The organism is Paracoccus sp. NSM (genome assembly GCF_052379855.1).
Taxonomy (GTDB): Bacteria; Pseudomonadota; Alphaproteobacteria; order Rhodobacterales; family Rhodobacteraceae; genus Paracoccus.
Genome location: NZ_JBQTCG010000002.1, coordinates 534633 through 551649, shown reverse-complemented (window position 1 = coordinate 551649; position 17017 = coordinate 534633). Strand labels below are relative to the sequence as shown.

The 17017-nt window shown below is 67.8% G+C and carries 16 protein-coding genes; 3 read left to right on the top strand and 13 right to left on the bottom strand.

Features of this window, described 5'->3' with window-relative positions; all coding sequences use genetic code 11:
* Window positions 1-197: 197 nt before the first annotated feature.
* From ACTZWU_RS05815 to ACTZWU_RS05800, 4 genes are all read right to left on the bottom strand, one after another.
* The gene (locus tag ACTZWU_RS05815) at window positions 198-746 is read right to left on the bottom strand and encodes a 5-formyltetrahydrofolate cyclo-ligase (protein WP_444736434.1); all 549 of its coding nucleotides are present in this window, start codon (window positions 744-746) and stop codon (window positions 198-200) included.
* 2 nt (window positions 747-748) lie between these two features.
* Window positions 749-2152 (bottom strand): magnesium transporter, encoded by a 1404-nt coding sequence (gene mgtE / locus ACTZWU_RS05810; protein WP_444736399.1) that lies wholly within the window; start codon window positions 2150-2152, stop codon window positions 749-751.
* A 26-nt stretch (window positions 2153-2178) separates the two neighbouring features.
* Entirely contained in the window at window positions 2179-2970 is a 792-nt protein-coding gene (gene hisN / locus ACTZWU_RS05805) for a histidinol-phosphatase (protein WP_444736398.1), read from the bottom strand.
* Between the two features lie 193 nt (window positions 2971-3163).
* Window positions 3164-3523: a helix-turn-helix domain-containing protein gene (locus tag ACTZWU_RS05800; RefSeq protein WP_304616170.1), complete on the bottom strand. Its 360-nt coding sequence runs from the start codon at window positions 3521-3523 to the stop codon at window positions 3164-3166.
* Window positions 3524-3888: 365 nt separating this feature from the next.
* On the opposite strand from ACTZWU_RS05800, the gene ACTZWU_RS05795 reads away from it, so the two are divergent.
* Entirely contained in the window at window positions 3889-4641 is a 753-nt protein-coding gene (locus ACTZWU_RS05795) for a Bax inhibitor-1/YccA family protein (protein ID WP_444736397.1), read from the top strand.
* A 79-nt stretch (window positions 4642-4720) separates the two neighbouring features.
* Here the strand turns inward: ACTZWU_RS05795 and ACTZWU_RS05790 are convergent, their stop codons facing one another.
* Window positions 4721-5482: an NAD kinase gene (locus ACTZWU_RS05790; RefSeq protein ID WP_444736396.1), complete on the bottom strand. Its 762-nt coding sequence runs from the start codon at window positions 5480-5482 to the stop codon at window positions 4721-4723.
* A gap of 186 nt (window positions 5483-5668) precedes the next feature.
* Between ACTZWU_RS05790 and glyA the strand changes: the two genes are divergently transcribed.
* Entirely contained in the window at window positions 5669-6964 is a 1296-nt protein-coding gene (gene glyA, locus ACTZWU_RS05785) for a serine hydroxymethyltransferase (RefSeq protein ID WP_444736395.1), read from the top strand.
* A gap of 168 nt (window positions 6965-7132) precedes the next feature.
* Here the strand turns inward: glyA and ACTZWU_RS05780 are convergent, their stop codons facing one another.
* The 5 genes from ACTZWU_RS05780 to ACTZWU_RS05760 form a co-directional block, all read right to left on the bottom strand.
* Entirely contained in the window at window positions 7133-7918 is a 786-nt protein-coding gene (locus tag ACTZWU_RS05780; protein WP_444736394.1) for a crotonase/enoyl-CoA hydratase family protein, read from the bottom strand.
* A gap of 2 nt (window positions 7919-7920) precedes the next feature.
* Complete coding sequence (locus tag ACTZWU_RS05775; RefSeq protein WP_444736393.1) at window positions 7921-8772, bottom strand: hydroxymethylglutaryl-CoA lyase; 852 nt, start codon at window positions 8770-8772, stop codon at window positions 7921-7923.
* Entirely contained in the window at window positions 8765-9412 is a 648-nt protein-coding gene (locus ACTZWU_RS05770) for a glutathione S-transferase family protein (RefSeq protein WP_444736392.1), read from the bottom strand. Before ACTZWU_RS05770 ends, ACTZWU_RS05775 begins: the two co-directional genes overlap by 8 nt.
* Window positions 9409-11337 (bottom strand): ATP-binding protein, encoded by a 1929-nt coding sequence (locus ACTZWU_RS05765; protein ID WP_444736391.1) that lies wholly within the window; start codon window positions 11335-11337, stop codon window positions 9409-9411. The genes ACTZWU_RS05770 and ACTZWU_RS05765 overlap by 4 nt, the downstream gene beginning before the upstream one ends.
* Window positions 11338-11402: 65 nt before the next feature.
* A complete protein-coding gene (locus ACTZWU_RS05760) occupies window positions 11403-13007 on the bottom strand; it encodes a carboxyl transferase domain-containing protein (protein WP_444736390.1) in 1605 nt (534 codons plus the stop codon).
* A 137-nt stretch (window positions 13008-13144) separates the two neighbouring features.
* Between ACTZWU_RS05760 and ACTZWU_RS05755 the strand changes: the two genes are divergently transcribed.
* Window positions 13145-13756, top strand: a complete 612-nt coding sequence (locus tag ACTZWU_RS05755; protein ID WP_444736389.1) for an OmpW/AlkL family protein — start codon at window positions 13145-13147, stop codon at window positions 13754-13756.
* A gap of 20 nt (window positions 13757-13776) precedes the next feature.
* On the opposite strand, the gene ACTZWU_RS05750 is transcribed toward ACTZWU_RS05755, so the two are convergent.
* The 3 genes from ACTZWU_RS05750 to ACTZWU_RS05740 are packed head-to-tail and all read right to left on the bottom strand — an operon-like array spanning window position 13777 to window position 16964.
* Window positions 13777-15303 (bottom strand): AMP-binding protein, encoded by a 1527-nt coding sequence (locus ACTZWU_RS05750; protein ID WP_444736433.1) that lies wholly within the window; start codon window positions 15301-15303, stop codon window positions 13777-13779.
* 12 nt (window positions 15304-15315) lie between these two features.
* On the bottom strand, window positions 15316-15804 hold the full coding sequence (locus ACTZWU_RS05745) for a lysozyme inhibitor LprI family protein (RefSeq protein ID WP_444736388.1): 489 nt from the start codon (window positions 15802-15804) through the stop codon (window positions 15316-15318).
* Window positions 15804-16964: an isovaleryl-CoA dehydrogenase gene (locus ACTZWU_RS05740; RefSeq protein WP_444736432.1), complete on the bottom strand. Its 1161-nt coding sequence runs from the start codon at window positions 16962-16964 to the stop codon at window positions 15804-15806. The genes ACTZWU_RS05745 and ACTZWU_RS05740 overlap by 1 nt, the downstream gene beginning before the upstream one ends.
* Window positions 16965-17017 lie beyond the last annotated feature (53 nt).

Sequence of the window (17017 nt, the reverse complement as noted above, 5' to 3'; positions counted from 1 at the left end):
ACAGGCACCCTCTCGCCAAGGGGCGAGATTCGCGCACAATCCGGGGGACGCCGGGTTGTCCTTGCCGGGGGGTGGCGCTGAAAATGTGTTCAGAACAGGGCCTTGAGCGGTGTCTTTCCAAAGTTTTCCACAGGCTTTCCAGCAGTTCATCCCCAGGTTGTGCACAGCTGATGCAAAGCTGCAACGCCCGGCGGAAATCAGCGCGTCGGGCGCAGAGGCCCAAGGTCGGTGACGATCAGGTCCAGCGGCTGATCAAAGGCTTCGGCAGGGATGTTCGGGATCTGCTGGCAGGCAAAGGCAAGGCCGATCGCACGGACGGGCCCCGTTTCACGCAGCATTTCCAGCGTCCGGTCGTAAAATCCGCCGCCATAGCCCAGCCGATTGCCCGCAGGGTCAAAGCCCGCCAGCGGCACGATCAGAATATCGGGCCGGATCTCGGGCGCCGAATCAGCAGGGTGGCTGGTGCCCCACGGGCCGGGCTGCAAGGCCTCGCCCTGCCACAGCCGGAACGACAGAGGCCGGGCCGGGCCCGCCACCACGGGCAGGCAGACCGGCCCCCGATGCGCGCTCATCGCCGGGCGGGGGTCGGCCTCGTCGCGCATCGGCCAATAGCCTGCCAGAACCTGCCCGGCAAAGGGCGACAGCGCGTCCCGAAGATGCCGCGTCAGCGCCTCGGCGTCGCCGCCCGAGGCCCGCGCCTCCAGCGCCCTGCGGCGCAGTTCGGCCTTGGCCGCGCGCTGGTCCATGCTCATAGCAGGATCACGGTCGCCAGCCCGAGAAAGGCGAAAAAGCCCATTACGTCGGTCATGGTCGTGACGAACGTCCCCGAGGCCAGCGCAGGGTCCAGCCCCAGCTTGTCCAGCGTCAGCGGCACCAGAACCCCGCCAAGGGCCGCGACGATCTGGTTCACGACCATCGCAAGGCCCAGAACGACGCCCAGCCTGACGTCTCCGAAGATCAGCGTGCCCGCCAGCCCCAGGATCAGCGCAAGGCCGATCCCGTTCAACATCCCCGCGAACAATTCGCGCCGCACCACGCGCGGCGCGTTCGTGCGGTTCAGGTCACGCGTGGCCAGCGCGCGCACCGCGACGGCCAGCGATTGCGTGCCCGCGATCCCCCCCGTCGAGGCGACAATCGGCATCAGCGCCGCCAGCGCGACCAGCGCGGTGATCGTGTCCTCGAAACGGCTGATCACCACCGCCGACAGCGAGGCCGTGAACAGGTTCACCACCAGCCAGGGCAGCCGCTGGCGCGCCGTCGTGACCGGCCCGTCCGAGACGTGGCTTTCATCGTTCACACCGGCAAGGCGCAGCATGTCCTCTTCGTGTTCCTCGTCCAGAACGGCCATCGCGTCGTCGATGGTGATGACGCCGACCAGCCGGTCGGCCCCGTCCACGACGGGGGCCGAAATCAGGTGATACTGGTTGAACAGATAGGCCACGTCCGATTCCTCGGCCAGGGCGCTGATCGTGCGGAAACTGTCCTCGGTCAGGTCCTTCAGGGGGATGTCGCGCTTGGCTGCCAAGAGGCGGCCAAGCGTGACATAGCCGATGGGCTGGCGACGCGGATCGACCAGGATGATGTGATAGAACTGCTCGGGCAGCCAATCCTCGGCGCGCAGGAAGTCGATCGTCTCGCCCACATTCCAGTGCTCGGGCGCGGTCACGACCTCGGATTGCATCAGGCGGCCGGCCGAATATTCGGGATAGGCCAGCGATTGCTGAACGGCGGCGCGGTCGCTTTCGTCCAGCGCGGCCAGGATCTGGGCGCGTTCGGGCTCGTCCAGATCCTCGATCAGGTCCACGACATCGTCGCTGTCCATCTCGCGCACGGCTTCGGCCAGAACGCTGCGGGGCAGAAGGTCGATGACCTCCTCGCGGATGGATTCGTCGATCTCGGACAGGATCTCGCCGTCGATCTCGCCGGAATAGAGCTCCAGGAAGGCGCGCCTGCGGGCGGGCGGCAGGCGTTCGATGATGTCGGCGATGTCGGCGCCGTGCATCGGCTCAAGCAGGCGGTTCAGCAGGTCGGGGTCCGGCTGCTGGATGGCCGCGTCGATCTGCGCCAGCCAGGCACGGCTGGGGCCGAAATCCTCGTCCTCGCGCTCGGCTTCTGGGTCGGCCGCAAGGGTTTGGCCCTGGTCTTCTGCCATGATGCGCTCCTGTCTGGGGTTTCGGATCAGCCTGCCGCGGCGTTGAGCAGCTCCAGCGCCGCGCGGTGCAGCGCGGGGGTGGCCGCGGCGACGACCTGTCCGCCGCCGGCAGGATCGCCGCCCTGCCAGTCGGTCACGATGCCCCCGGCGGCCCGGATCACCGCGATCGGGGCCACGATGTCGTAGGATTGCAGCCCCGCCTCGATCACCAGATCGACCTGCCCCATCGCCAGCAGCGCATAGGCGTAGCAATCCAGACCATAGCGGGTCAGTTGCACCCGGGATGCGACACGCGCGAAGGCTGCGGCCTCGGCCGGGGTGCCGATCTCGGGGAAGGTCGTCATCAGCCGCGCCTCGCGCAGGCTGGCCGTCTGGCGCACCGACAGCGCGGTGCGGCCATGCGGGCCCTGCATCAGCGCATGGTCCAGACCGCCCTCGAACCGTTCGCCGGTATAGGGCTGGTCGATCAGGCCATAGATCACGCCCTCGGGGCCGGTCAGCCCGATCAGCACCCCCCATGAGGGCGCACCGCAGAGAAAGGCGCGCGTGCCGTCGATCGGGTCCAGCACCCAGGTCAGGCCGCTTTCGCCATCCTGCGCGCCGTATTCCTCGCCCAGGATCGCATCCTGCGGGCGGCGGCGGGCCAGAACCTCGCGCATGGCGCGTTCGGCGGCGCGATCGGCCAGGGTCACGGGATCATACCCCTCGGGGCGCTTGTTGTCCGAGGCGAGGTCGGGCTGGCGGAACAAGGGCAGGATTGCTTGCCGGGCGGCATCGGCCATGGCATGGGCCACGGCCCTGATCTCGGTGCTGTCCATGATGCGCGCCCCCTGCTTTGTCGTTCCGGCCTGTCCTAGCCGGGGCGCGATCCCCAAGGGCGCAGTCCCGGCGCGACAGACTTAACCCGGCGCGGTGCAGGGGGCCAGCCATGTTCGTCGGCGGTCACCTCGCCGTAACACAAAGGCGCCATGATGCGGGCGCTTTCGTGCAGGTCTCGTGTTCAGGCTGCGTTCAGGCAGCGTCCGACAGGACACGCGCCAGTTCAAAGATCTGACGGCGCTGCGCCTCGGGCATGGCATAATAGGCACGCACCAGTTGCAGCGCCTCCTTGTCGGCGAAGATGTCGCCCTCGACGAAATCCGAGGCGGCGCCGTCCTGAAGCCCCTCGAAGAAAAAGCTGACCGGCACATCCACGGCGCGCGCGATGTCCCAAAGACGCGAGGCCGAGACGCGGTTCATCCCGGTCTCGTATTTCTGGATCTGCTGAAACTTGATCCCGACCCGGTCCGCAAGCTGCTGCTGGGTCATTCCGATCATCCACCGGCGATGGCGGATGCGCTTGCCGACATGAACATCTACACCGTGCTTCATTTCAACCACCTTACTCAATCTAAGGAAGCACTAACTCACCCCGGCGCAATTTTCGAGTGTCATCATGGTTAACGCGGCGCTTTCTGACCAAAAAGACAGGTATGGATGGCGGTACCTTGGGCCTCTGCGCGTCAGGGCCGTTTTGCCTGATCAAAACCGCAGCAAGGCGGCTGCCACGGAGGTCCGGATCACGATGCCGGTTTTGCGCGTCGAGGCAACAGGTTTCCGTCCGCCCAAACGGCCGGCGTCGTGTTGAATTTTTCGGGATCAGCCGGGCCGAAGCGCCTGTGCGGCATTGAAAATCCGACCGTTTCGGACAATATATCCCGCAGGGATAAACCCCATGTCTTGAGAGGGAGTCGTTGATGGCAGACTACAACACTTACCGTACCGCGCAGGGCGTCGGGCAGCGTCAGGCTGTGATCGACGAAGGGCTGCGGGCCTACATGAACAAGGTTTATGGGCTGATGGCGGTCGGCATGGGTGTGACTGCCGTCGCAGCCTTCGGCATCGCCAATGCCGCGGTCTCGCCCGAGGGGCAGCTGACCGCGCTTGGCGCCGCGATCTACACCTCGCCGCTGCGTTGGGTGATCATGTTCGCGCCGCTGCTTATGGTCTTTGCCTTCGGTGCGGCGATCAACCGGCTGTCGATCACTGGCGCGACCGGCGTCTTTTACGGCTTCGCCGCGCTGATGGGCCTTTCGATCAGCTCTATCTTCCTTGTCTACACGTCCTATTCCATCGTGCAGACCTTCCTTGTGACGGCCATCGCCTTTGCCGGCCTGTCGCTCTGGGGCTACACCACGAAAAAGGACATTTCGGGCTGGGGCAGCTTCCTGATCATGGGCGTGATCGGCCTGATCGTCGCCTCGATCGTGAACATCTTCCTGGGCTCGCCGGCGATCCAGTTCGCGATCTCGGTTCTGGGCGTGCTGATCTTCGCGGGCCTCACCGCCTATGACACGCAGAACATCAAGAACACCTATCTTGAGATGGCCGCCCAGGGGGCCGATCAGGATTTCATCGGCAAGTCCGCGATCATGGGCGCGCTGCGTCTGTATCTGGATTTCCTGAACCTGTTCATGTTCCTGCTGCAATTCATGGGCCAGCGCGAGTGACCTTCGCGACAGCCTGACGGATCAGACCCCGCCGGTTCGCCCGGCGGGGTTTTTTCCTGTCCGGCGGGGCCGGATCGCGTCAGACGAATTGCTCGCGCAGCAGGCGTTCGTCCAGGCCGTGGCCGGGATCGAACAGCAGCCGGTGCCGGATCTCGGTCGCAGAGCCGATGCGAACCCGGATCACGTCGCGGAAGGACCGGCTGTCGGCGTCGGCCATGACCGGGCGGCGTTCGGGGTGGATCACCTCGACCTCGACCTGCGCCGCCTTGGGCAGCAGCGCGCCGCGCCAGCGTCGGGGACGAAAGGGCGCGATGGCGGTCAGGGCCAGGACCTCGGAACCGATGGGCAGGATCGGACCATGGGCCGAGTAGTTATAGGCCGTGGACCCGGCAGGCGTGGCCACCAGCGCGCCATCGCAGACCAGTTCCTCCATCCGCAGGCGGCCATCCACATGGATGCGCAGCTTGGCGGCCTGAGGGCCTTGGCGCAGCAGACTGACCTCGTTGATGGCAAGGGCCTCATGGCGGCCGCCATCGGTGCAATCGGCCTGCATCCGAAGGGGGTTGATCACCGTTTCTTCAGCCTGGGCCAGACGATCCGGCAGGCCGGTCTCGGCATAGGCGTTCATCAGAAAGCCCACCGTGCCGCGATTCATCCCATAGACCGGCAGGCCCAGCCCCTGCGTCGCGTGCAGCGTCTGCAGCATGAAGCCGTCGCCGCCAAGCGCCACCACCAGATCGGCCCGCTCCAGCGCGGCCTGACCGTGGCGCGCGGTCAGCGTGGCCCAGGCCTCTTGCGCGGGCGCGGCATGGCTGGCGGTGAAATGGATCGCAGGCGTCATGCCGTCCCCCCTGATGACGTCGGGCAGCATCCCTGCCCCGCCCCCGGAAGGCAAGCCCCCGAAAGACAGCGGACGGCCACATCGCCCAAGGGGCGCACCGGGTCGTTTTGTCACTTTCCGCAAGGGCCTGCTTGGGGTAAAAGCCCCCAATCCGCAGCCGCCCGAGCCATAAAGGACGCGAGAGACATGAACGCCCCCACCCGCGACAACGGTTTCTTCACCGAAACCCTGGCCAGCCGTGACCCCGAGATCGCCAAGGCCGTCACCCAGGAACTGGGTCGCCAGCGCGACGAGATCGAGCTGATCGCCTCGGAAAACATCGTCAGCCGCGCCGTGATGGAGGCGCAGGGCTCTGTCCTGACCAACAAATACGCCGAAGGCTATCCGGGCAAGCGCTATTACGGCGGCTGCCAGTTCGTGGATATCGCCGAGAATCTGGCGATCGAACGCGCCAAGGAACTGTTCGGCTGCGAATATGCCAACGTCCAGCCCAACAGCGGCAGCCAGATGAACCAGGCCGTGTTCCTGGCGCTGTTGCAGCCGGGCGACACCTTCATGGGCCTCGACCTGAATTCTGGCGGCCACCTGACCCACGGATCGCCCGTGAACATGTCGGGCAAGTGGTTCAACGTGGTCAGCTATGGCGTGCGCCAGCAGGATCACCAGCTGGACATGGACGCGATCGCGGAGAGCGCGCGCCAGCACAAGCCCAAGCTGATCATCGCGGGCGGCACCGCCTATAGCCGGACCTGGGATTGGGCCGCCTTCCGCAAGATCGCGGATGAGGTCGGGGCTTATCTGATGGTGGACATGGCCCATATCGCGGGTCTGGTCGCGGGCGGTGCGCATCCCTCGCCGGTGCCTCATGCCCATGTCGTGACCTCGACCACGCACAAATCGCTGCGCGGCCCGCGCGGCGGCCTGATTCTGACGAACGACGCTGAAATCGCGAAGAAGGTGAACAGCGCCGTTTTCCCGGGCCTTCAGGGCGGTCCGCTGATGCATGTGATCGCCGCAAAGGCCGTGGCCTTCGGCGAGGCGCTGCGCCCCGAGTTCAAGCTTTACGCCCAGCAGGTGGTGAAGAACGCCGCCGCGATGGCCGACGAGCTGATGAAGGGCGGCATCGACATCGTCTCGGGCGGCACGGACAACCATCTGTGCCTGGCCGACCTGCGCCCCAAGGGCGTGACCGGCAAGGCGACCGAGGCGGCCCTTGGCCGCGCGCACATCACCTGCAACAAGAACGGCGTGCCGTTCGATCCCGAGAAGCCCTTCGTTACCTCGGGCATCCGTCTGGGCGCGCCCGCCGGCACCACGCGCGGCTTTGCCGAGGCCGAGTTCCGCCAGATCGCCCGCTGGATCGTCGAGGTCGTGGACGGCCTGGCCGCCAATGGCGAAGAGGGCAATGGCGAGGTCGAGGCCAAGGTCCGCGCCGAAGTGTCCGAACTCTGCGCGCGCTTCCCGCTCTATCAGGGCATGTGATCCGTCAGGGTTTGTCCGGTTTTTTCAGAAGGGCCCGCCGCTGGATCAGCGGCGGGCCTTTTTCATTGCCGATCGGCTGAGTCTGTCGGGGTGAGGGTGAAGGGGGGCCAGCCCCCCGCCGCGCGTGCCGCGCGGCTCCCCCCGGGATATTTGCGTGAAGAAGAAGGGTCAGGCGTCGGATTGCCAGGAGGGTTTGCGTCGGTCGAAGAAGGCGGCGATGCCTTCGGGAGCCTCGCTGCCCTGCCAGACGGCGACGAGGCGTTCGATGCTGTCCTCGATCACCGCCGCGTCGATGCGGGGGCCGAGCGCGCGGCATTGCGCCTTGGCCGCCGCGATGGCGCCGGGGGCGGCCTGGAGGAAGGGCTGGGTCTCGGCCTCGATGGCGGCGTCGAGCATGTCGGGGGAGACGACGCGCGAGGCGAGGTTGAGGGATTGCGCCTCGGTCGCGTCGAAGAGCCGGGCCGAGAAGAAAACCCGCCGCGCCGCCGGTTCGCCCATCCGGGCCAGCACATAGGGGCCGATCGTCGCCGGGATGAGGCCAAGCCGCACCTCGGTCAGGCCAAAGCGGGCGGTGTCAGAGCAGATCACGATGTCGCTGACCGCCATCATGCCGACGCCGCCACCGAAGGCATTGCCGTGGACGCGCGCGATCAGCGGTTTCGGCAGCAGGTTCAGCGCCGACAGCATCCCGGCCAGCGCCCGTGCACCCTCGCGCCGGGTCTCGGCATCGGCCTGCATCTGCTCGCGCATCCAGCCCAGATCGCCGCCTGCGCAGAAGCTGGCGCCATCGGCCGCCAGAACGACGACGCGGATGGCGGGGTCGGCCCCGAGCGTGGCTGCGGCCTCGGTCAGTTCGTCCATCATCAGGCGCGACAGGGCATTGTGCTTGTCGGGCCGCGCCAGCGTCAGGGTCGCCACGCCGCGCGCGTCGGTGGTGATGCGGATCGTCTGCATCGTCATTCCTTTCTCATGCCTCGGGCCATCGCGGCCGCCTGGCGCAGCAGCGTCATGTCCAGCCCGGTGCGGAAACCGCGCGCCTCGAGATGGGCCGCAACGGCCTCGGTCGCGACATTGCCCGCGGCACCGGGCGCATAGGGGCAGCCGCCGAGGCCACCGACGGCAGCGTCAAAGACCCGCAGGCCCCGCGCGAGGCTTGAGTCGATATTCTCCAGCGCCCGGCCCGCCGTGTCGTGATAATGGCCGGCCAGCCGTTCGGGGGGCAGTTCGTTCAGAACGGCGGCCAGCATGGCATCGATCGTCTCGGGGCGGCCCTGCCCGATCGTGTCGCCAAGGCTGACCTCGTAGCAGCCCATGTCGCGCAGGGCCGCCGCGACGCGGGCAACGGCCCCGGGCGGCGTCGGGCCGTCAAAGGGGCAATCAGTCACCACGCTGACATAGCCCCGGAGGGGCATCCCGTCGGCGCGCGCCGCCTCGGCCACGGGGGCGAAGCGTTCCAGACTTTCGGCGATGGTCGCGTTCAGATTGGCGCGGCTGAACCCCTCCGAGGCGCTGGCGAAAATCGCCACCTCGCCGGCGCCTGCCGCCCGCGCCGCCTGATAGCCGCGCAGGTTCGGGGTCAGCGCAGCATAGCTTATCCCGGGCCTTCGGGTGATGCCCGCCAGAACCTCGGCCGCGTCGGCCATCTGCGGCACCCATTTGGCGGGAACGAAGCTCGTCACCTCGATCCGGCGAAAGCCCGCCTGCGACAGCAGATCGACCAGAGCGATCTTTTCGGCAGCGGGGATCAGGCGCTTTTCGTTCTGCAGCCCGTCTCGGGGGCCCATCTCGAAGATTTCGACCTCAGGCATCGGGCACCGTGTAGAAATCTCGCGAGAACAGGCTGCCGCCGCCCGCAGCTTCGGCCCGCTGATAGGCCGGCCGCGCCATCATCCGGCGGCCATAGGCGTCCAGCGCGGGGTAATCGGCGCGCGGCAGGAAGCGGAACACCGCGTCGATGTTGAAGCCCAGCATGCAATCGGCGGCGCTGAACGTGGCCAGCAGTGTGTCGCGCCCGGTCAGGTGGCGGTCCAGCGCGCGCGCCGTCACGGCCAGCCGCTTCGTGTCCAGCTTCATCAGCGGGATCGAGCGCGCGCTTTCGGGGCGCAGAAAGATGTGGTGGATGTTCAGCGCCTGGATGATATTCGCCTGGGTTTCCGCGAAATGGACCCATTCCAGGAAATCCGCCCGGTCGGGCGCGCCGGGGCGCGGGGCCAGCCGCCCTTCGCGTTCGGTCAGGTATTCGACGATGGCGCCCGATTCAAAGATCGCGCGGCCGTCGATCTCCAACGCGGGGGCGCGGCCTGCGGGCGACAACGACAGAAATTCCGGACTGCGCATGCCGCCATCGGTCAGCGACCACTGGCGCAGTTCATAGGGCAGGCCCAGTTCTTCCAGAAGCCACAGGACCCGCATCGAGCGCGAGCCGGGGATATGGTGCAGACGGATCATTCCGGGGTCTCCTCCAGCCGGATCAGGGGGGCGCCCGCCTCGACCTGATCGCCGGGCCGGGCCAGAACCTCGGCCACGACGCCGTCGCGGCTGGCGGTCAGGCTGTGTTCCATCTTCATGGCCTCCAGCACGGCCAGACGGTCGCCCGCCTGCACGGACTGGCCCGCCACCACATCGACGGCGCGCAGAAGGCCGGGCATCGGGGCGCGCGTCAGCGCCTCGCCACCGGCGTCCGCGCCCGCCCGCTCCAGCGGATCAAGCGCCACCAGATTCAGCCTGCCCGAGCCAAAGACGCTGACACCCGCATCATGGCGGACGACACGGCCCGGATGGGGCTGGTCATCGATCCACCAGCGCCCGCCCTGCCAGCGAACCTCGTGCGCGCCAGAGGCCATCGTGACGCGCGCCGACCCCGGACCCAGCACCTCGAGGACGGCGCTGCCACCCTGCCACTCGATGCTGCGGCGCAGGGGCTGCCAGAGGACCATGCCGCCCCGCACCTGCGGATCATCCAGCACGGCAAGCCCGATCACCCCAAGGGCCAGCGCCGCGTCATCGGGCCGGGCCTCGGCCAGCAACGCGTCCATATCCCGCGCGATAAGCCCGGTATCGACCTCGCCCCGGCCAAAGCCCTCATGCCGCGCCAGAGCGACCAGGAAATCAAGGTTCGTCACCGAACCCGCAACCTCGGTCCGGCCAAGCGCGCGCTCCAGCGAACGCAGCGCGATGGCACGGGTCGCGCCATGGGTGATCACCTTGGCGATCATCGGATCATACCAGGGGCTGATCCGGTCGCCCGCGCGCACGCCGGTCTCGATCCGTGCGCCGTCGGGAAAGGCCAGATGCGCCAGCCTGCCGGTCGCGGGCAGGAAGCCTGCAGGCACATCCTCGGCATAAAGCCGCGCCTCGAAGGCATGGCCGGTAATGGTGATGTCCTCCTGCCGCGCGGGCAAACCCTCGCCCGAGGCGACGCGCAGCTGCCATTCGACCAGATCGATCCCGGTGATCGCCTCGGTCACGGGATGCTCGACCTGAAGGCGGGTATTCATCTCCATGAACCAGAACCCGTCAGGGCGCAGGCCCCGGCTGCCATCCACGATGAACTCGATCGTGCCCGCGCCGGAATAGCCGATCGCCTCGGCGGCGCGCACGGCGGCCTCGCCCATCGCCGCGCGCATCTCGGCGGTCATGCCGGGGGCCGGGGCCTCCTCGATCACCTTCTGGTGGCGGCGCTGCAGGGAACAGTCACGCTCGAACAGGTGAACGGCGCGGCGGCCGTCGCCAAAGACCTGCACCTCGATATGGCGGGGTTGCAGGACATATTTCTCGACCAGCACGTCGGGGTTGCCAAAGGCGCCCAGAGCCTCGGAGCGCGCGCTCTCCAGCGCCTGCGGGAACCGCGCCGGGTCCTCGACCAGGCGCATCCCCTTGCCCCCGCCCCCGGCGACTGCCTTGATCAGCACCGGATAGCCGATCCGGTCAGCCTCGGCGGCGAGCCTCTCCACCGACTGATCGGCACCGTGATAGCCCGGCACGACCGGCACGCCCGCCTTCTCCATCAGTGCCTTGGCTGCATCCTTCAACCCCATCGCGCGGATCGCGGCCGCCGAGGGACCGACAAAGACCAGCCCTGCCGCCTCGACCGCATCCACGAAATCGGGGTTCTCGGACAGGAACCCATAGCCCGGATGGATCGCCTGCGCGCCCGTCGCCCGCGCGGCGGCGATGATCGCATCGCCGCGCAGATAGCTGTCGGCGGGCGCCGCGCCCCCCAGCCCGACGGCCTCGTCGGCCATGAACACATGCCGCGCCTCGCGGTCGGCATCCGAAAACACCGCCACCGTCGCCACGCCCAAGCGACGGCAGGTATCGATCACGCGGCAGGCGATCTCGCCCCGGTTCGCGATCAGGATCTTGTCGAACATCCGCGCGCCCTTTCCTTCTTCTTCATCCAAATATCCCCGCCGGAGGCATCCCGCCCCCGCCCCCCTCACATCCGGAAGAGGCCAAAGCGCGTCGGTTCCACCGGCGCATTCAGGCTGGCCCGCAGCGACAGGGCCAGAACCTCGCGGGTCTTGCGCGGGTCCACGATCCCGTCATCCCAAAGCCGCGCCGAGGCATAGAGCGGGTGGCTCTGGCGCTCGAACATCTCGATGGTCGGGCGCTTGAACTCGGCCTCCTCCTCGGGCGACCACTGGCCGCCTGCACGCTCGATCCCGTCGCGGCGCACGGTCGCCAGAACCCCCGCCGCCTGCTCGCCGCCCATCACGCTGATGCGGCTGTTGGGCCAGGTCCACAGGAAACGCGGCCCATAGGCGCGCCCCGCCATGCCGTAATTGCCCGCGCCGAAGCTGCCGCCCACCAGCATGGTGATCTTCGGCACCGAGGTCGTGGCCACCGCCGTCACCATCTTGGCGCCGTGGCGGGCAATGCCCTCGTTCTCGTATTTTCGACCCACCATGAAGCCGGTGATGTTTTGCAGGAACACCAGGGGGATACCGCGCTGGCTGCAAAGCTCGATGAAATGCGCGCCTTTCTGCGCGGCCTCGGAAAACAGCACGCCATTATTGGCGACGATGCCGACAGGGCAGCCCTCGATATGGGCAAAGCCCGTCACCAACGTCTCGCCGAAGCGCGCCTTGAACTCGTCCAGCCGAGAGCCGTCCACGACCCGCGCGATGACCTCGCGGATGTCATAGGGCGTCCGAAGATCGGCAGGGACGACGCCCAGGATCTCGTCGGGGTCATAGGCAGGCGCCTCGGGCGATTGCCACAGTACGGTCTCGGGGCGGCGGCGGTTCAGATGGCTGACGGCGCGACGCGCCATCGCCAGCGCATGGGCGTCATCCTCGGCCAGGTAATCGGCCACGCCCGACAGGCGGGTATGGACATCGCCGCCGCCCAGATCCTCGGCGGTGACGACCTCGCCCGTCGCGGCCTTGACCAGGGGGGGACCGGCCAGAAAGATCGTCCCCTGCCCCTTCACGATGATCGTCACATCGGACATGGCGGGGACATAGGCGCCGCCTGCCGTGCAGGACCCCATCACGACGGCGATCTGGGGGATGCCCTTGGCGCTCATCCGGGCCTGATTGTAGAAGATGCGCCCGAAATGGTCGCGGTCGGGAAAGACCTCGTCCTGATTGGGCAGGTTCGCGCCGCCGCTATCGACCAGATAAAGGCAAGGCAGGTGGCATTCCTCGGCGATTTCCTGCGCGCGCAGGTGCTTTTTCACCGTCATCGGGTAATAGGTGCCGCCCTTGACGGTCGCATCATTGGCCACGACCATCACGTCCTGCCCGTGGATGCGGCCCACGCCCGCGATGACGCCCGCGCAGGGGGCGGCGCCGTCATACATGCCATGCGCCGCCGTCGCGCCGATTTCCAGAAAGGGGCTGCCCGGGTCCAGAAGGTTCGCGACCCGCTCGCGCGGGGGCATCTTGCCTCGGCTCACATGACGTTCCAGCGCCCGCGCACCGCCCCCGGCGGCGGCGGCTTCTGCGGCCTCGCTTATGGTGGCCAGCATCTCAAGATGCGCCGCGCGGTTGGCGCGATAGGCGTCCGAACTGGTCAGGGCAGCGGATCTCAGCTTCATGGGCGGGCCTTTTGCAACAGATGGGACGGGATCGCGCGCGGCGGGCTTGCGGCGCGCGTTCCGGACTTGATTTCGGCGCGGTCCTGCGGAGGATGCCGACAGATCGGGGACGATAGGTTGCCGCGCCGGAGATGGTCATGATGAAGATGGTGATGATGGCGGCGATGGCCGCGCTGATGCTGGCCGGTCAGGCCGATGCGCGGCAGGCGGGCGACTGGACGCTCGGGCTGGGTCTGGGCCGGATCGAGCCGCCCGCAGGGAACGGCACCGTGATCGGTGCGACGCTGGACATCGACGCCGATACGCGGCCCGTCGTCACGATCGGCCATGCGCTGACCGACCGGCTGGGCGCGGAACTCATGCTGTCGGCGCCCTTCCGCCACCAGATCCAGCTGGAGGGTCGCGGCACGATCGGCAGCTTCCGTCAAAGCCCCACGATCCTGTCGCTGCAATATCACCACCCGCTGAGCGAACGCCTGACGCCCTTTGCCGGGATCGGTCTGGCGCATGTGCGGTTTTCCCGCGCGCAGGGGGCGGGCCTGCTGGAGGGGGCGGCGCTGGAACTGTCCGACGAATGGGGTCTGGCGCTTCAGGCCGGACTGGATGTCGCGGTCGGCCCACGCGGCGCGATCCGGACCGAGATTCGCTGGCTGGACCTGCAACCCGAACTGCGCCTGAACGGCAACGATCTGGGCGAAGTGCGGATCGACCCGGTGGCGATGGGCCTGTCCTACGTCCTGCGCTTCTGATGCCATGAGCCGCGCGCGCATCATTCGGCCTCGGCCATGGCGCGCAATTCGCGGCGCATGACCTTGCCGGTCACGGTCAGCGGCAGCGCGTCCAGAAAGGCGATCTCGCGCGGATAGGAATGCGCGGCCGACAGGCGCCGCGCGTGATCCTGCAACGCGGCGGCCAGTTCGTCCGACGGCGCATGGCCGGGCCGCAGCACGATATAGGCCTTGACGATCTGCGTGCGCAGCGGACAGGGCTTGCCGATCACCCCCGCCTGCGCGACGGCGGGATGGGTCAGAAGCACGTCCTCGATCTCGGACGGGCCGATCCGGTAGCCGGCCGAGGTGATCACGTCGTCGTCGCGGCCCACGAAACGGATATAGCCGTCCTCGATCACGCCGCGGTCGCCCGTCACCATCCATTCGCCGCGGAACTTGGCCCCGGTCGCCTGCTCGTTCCGCCAATACCCCAGCATCATGCTGCCCGCGCCGCGCCGGATGGCGATGTCGCCCTCACCCTCGGTCGGGTTGCCGGCCTCGTCGAGGATGCGGATGTCGAAGCCGGGCGCGGGCCTGCCGATGGCGCCGGGCCGGGCCGGAAACATCGCCCCCGATGACGAGGCGACCATGTTGCATTCGGTCTGGCCGTAGAATTCGTTGATCGTCACCCCAAGCGCGCGGCGGCCCCATTCCAGCATCTCGGCGCCCAGAGGCTCGCCGCCCGACGCGACGCTGCGAAGGCCCGACAGGCTGATATCGGCGGCTTTCAGCATCTTCAGCGCGGTGGGCGGGAAGAACACGTTGCGAATGGCGCAATCGGCGATCAGGGCGTCCACGGCCTCGGGCTGGAAACGCGCCATGCGCGAGGCGACGACCGGCACGCCAAGCGCAAGACCAGGCATTGCCACGTCGAAAAGCCCTCCGATCCAGGCCCAGTCGGCGGGTGTCCAGATCACGTCGCCGGGCTGGCCCAGCAGGTCGTGGCTCATCTCGACGCCGGGCAGATGGCCGGTCAGCATCCGGTGGCCGTGCAGCGCCCCCTTGGGCGCGCCGGTCGTGCCCGAGGTATAGATCAGCACGGCGGGGTCTTCCGGGCCGGTCGGGCGGGTGGCGAAGGCTCCGGCCTCGGGCAGGCCCTCTTCGGGGACGATCACGCGCAGGTCGGGGAAGGGCGCCAGCATGGCGCGGCCCTCGGGGTCGGTGATGACGATGCGCGCGCCCGCATCGTTCAGGCGAAGGGCCAGTGCCTCGGGGCCGAACAGCTTGAAGAGCGGGATCGAGATGGCGGCCGACTTCCACACCGCCAGATGCGCCGCCGCCGTCCAGGCCGATTGCGTCCTGAGGATCGCCACGCGATCGCCCGGCGCCGCGTCCAGCGCATGGGCCAGCCGGTCGGTCATGGCCGCCAGTTCGCCGAATGTCACGGGCCGGGGCTGGCCGTCATGTTCGATGATCGCCACATCGCCCGCCGGATGGGCCAGGCATTGATCGGCCATGTTCAGCCGCGCCGGATACTGCCAGCGGAAATCGCGGCAGATGCGCTGGTAATCGGTTCCGTTCAGCATCTGCGCCATGGCTCAGGTCTCGCCGCGATACTGGTCCAGCCACAGCGCCTGCCGGGCGGTCAGGGTCAGCATGCATTGCACGCCCGCAGGCCCCGCCCCGGTGCCGCCGCCCCACCGGCTGCGTTCGAAGGCACAGGCCGCGTCGCGCCAGGCGATCCAGCGGCGCTGCGCGTCCCGCAGGGCGGGGGCTTGCGCCTCTGCGGCGCTGCCCAGTTCGGCCATCTCGTCGTCCATCGCGCCGGATTGCGCCATCACCTCGCGGTAATGATCGTTCAGAAGCCCGTCCCACAGGTCGTATTCCAGCCCCAGGCATGCGCTCATCCCATAGGTCGAGAAGCCGCCGGGCTGTTCCATGCAGGCATTGGCCGCCAGCCCGATGCACGCCTCTCCCCGGCCATCCGCCAGGCAATCGGTCACCAGCGCCGGGTCGATCACCGGGTCGGGCAGATCGGCCAGCGCGGGCAGCGGCAGCAGGCACAGCGCAACGGCGGCCGCCCGCATCAGACCAGACCCATCAATTCCCGGCCGATCAGCATGCGGCGGATCTCGCTTGTGCCGGCGCCGATCTCCATGAGCTTGGCATCGCGGAACAGGCGGCTGACCACGCTGTCATTGAGGAACCCCGCCCCGCCAAGCGCCTGCACCGCCTGATGGGCCTGCACCATCGCCTGTTCGCTGGCGTAAAGCACCGCGCCCGCCGCATCCTGCCGCGTGACCTTGCCCGCATCACAGGCGCGCGCGACCTCGTAGACATAGGCGCGGGCGGTGTTCAGCGCGACATACATGTCCGCGATCTTGCCCTGCATCAGCTGGAACGACCCGATGGGCTGGCCGAACTGCTTGCGGTCGCGCAGATAGGGCAGAACCTCGTCCAGGCAGGCGGCCATGATGCCGGTGCCGATCCCGGCCAGCACGACGCGTTCGTAATCCAGACCCGACATCAGCACGCGCACGCCCTTGCCCTCGGCGCCCAGCACGTTCTCGGCGGGGATGGCGCAATTCTCGAAGATCAGCTCGCCCGTGTTCGAGCCGCGCATCCCCAGCTTGTCGAAATGCGGCCCCGTCGAGAAACCGGGCATGCCGCGTTCCACGATGAATGCGGTGATGCCCTTGCTGCCCGCCTCGGGGTCGGTCTTGGCATAGACGACCAGCACATCGGCGTCAGGCGCGTTCGTGATCCAGTATTTGTTGCCGTTCAGCACATAGGTGTCGCCGCGTTTCTCGGCGCGCAGCTTCATGCCGACGACATCGCTGCCCGCGCTTTCCTCGGACATGGCCAGCGCGCCGACATGCTGCCCGCTGCACAATTTCGGCAGGTATTTCGCGCGCTGCGCGTCGGTGCCGTTCAGCTTGATCTGGTTCACGCACAGGTTGGAATGCGCGCCATAGGACAGGCTGATCGAGGCGCTGGCCCGCGCGATTTCCTCGGTCGCGATGACATGGGCCAGATAGCCCATCCCGGCCCCGCCCCATTCCTCGGAGACGGTGATGCCCAGAAGGCCCAGCTCGCCCATCTCCGACCAGAGTTCGTTGGGAAAGGCATTGTCGCGGTCGGTCGCCGCGGCCAGCGGCTTGACGCGATCCTGCGACCAGCGATGCACCATCTCGCGCAGCGCGTTCACATCCTCGCCCAGATCGAATTCCATGCCCCGCGTGAACATCCGCAAGCCCCCTCCTGCTGCCGATATTAAATGAACGTATGTTCATTTAATGG

Coding starts and splice junctions, on each gene's coding strand:
- ACTZWU_RS05795 (WP_444736397.1), top strand. CDS start 3,889: ATGGCAGACTACAACACTTACCGTACCGCGCAGGGCGTCGGGCAGCGT.
- ACTZWU_RS05770 (WP_444736392.1), bottom strand. CDS start 9,412: ATGATCCGTCTGCACCATATCCCCGGCTCGCGCTCGATGCGGGTCCTG.
- ACTZWU_RS05815 (WP_444736434.1), bottom strand. CDS start 746: ATGGACCAGCGCGCGGCCAAGGCCGAACTGCGCCGCAGGGCGCTGGAG.
- ACTZWU_RS05800 (WP_304616170.1), bottom strand. CDS start 3,523: ATGAAGCACGGTGTAGATGTTCATGTCGGCAAGCGCATCCGCCATCGC.
- ACTZWU_RS05745 (WP_444736388.1), bottom strand. CDS start 15,804: ATGCGGGCGGCCGCCGTTGCGCTGTGCCTGCTGCCGCTGCCCGCGCTG.
- glyA (WP_444736395.1), top strand. CDS start 5,669: ATGAACGCCCCCACCCGCGACAACGGTTTCTTCACCGAAACCCTGGCC.
- ACTZWU_RS05740 (WP_444736432.1), bottom strand. CDS start 16,964: ATGTTCACGCGGGGCATGGAATTCGATCTGGGCGAGGATGTGAACGCG.
- ACTZWU_RS05775 (WP_444736393.1), bottom strand. CDS start 8,772: ATGCCTGAGGTCGAAATCTTCGAGATGGGCCCCCGAGACGGGCTGCAG.
- ACTZWU_RS05755 (WP_444736389.1), top strand. CDS start 13,145: ATGATGAAGATGGTGATGATGGCGGCGATGGCCGCGCTGATGCTGGCC.
- ACTZWU_RS05790 (WP_444736396.1), bottom strand. CDS start 5,482: ATGACGCCTGCGATCCATTTCACCGCCAGCCATGCCGCGCCCGCGCAA.
- ACTZWU_RS05750 (WP_444736433.1), bottom strand. CDS start 15,303: ATGCTGAACGGAACCGATTACCAGCGCATCTGCCGCGATTTCCGCTGG.
- mgtE (WP_444736399.1), bottom strand. CDS start 2,152: ATGGCAGAAGACCAGGGCCAAACCCTTGCGGCCGACCCAGAAGCCGAG.
- ACTZWU_RS05760 (WP_444736390.1), bottom strand. CDS start 13,007: ATGAAGCTGAGATCCGCTGCCCTGACCAGTTCGGACGCCTATCGCGCC.
- ACTZWU_RS05780 (WP_444736394.1), bottom strand. CDS start 7,918: ATGCAGACGATCCGCATCACCACCGACGCGCGCGGCGTGGCGACCCTG.
- hisN (WP_444736398.1), bottom strand. CDS start 2,970: ATGGACAGCACCGAGATCAGGGCCGTGGCCCATGCCATGGCCGATGCC.
- ACTZWU_RS05765 (WP_444736391.1), bottom strand. CDS start 11,337: ATGTTCGACAAGATCCTGATCGCGAACCGGGGCGAGATCGCCTGCCGC.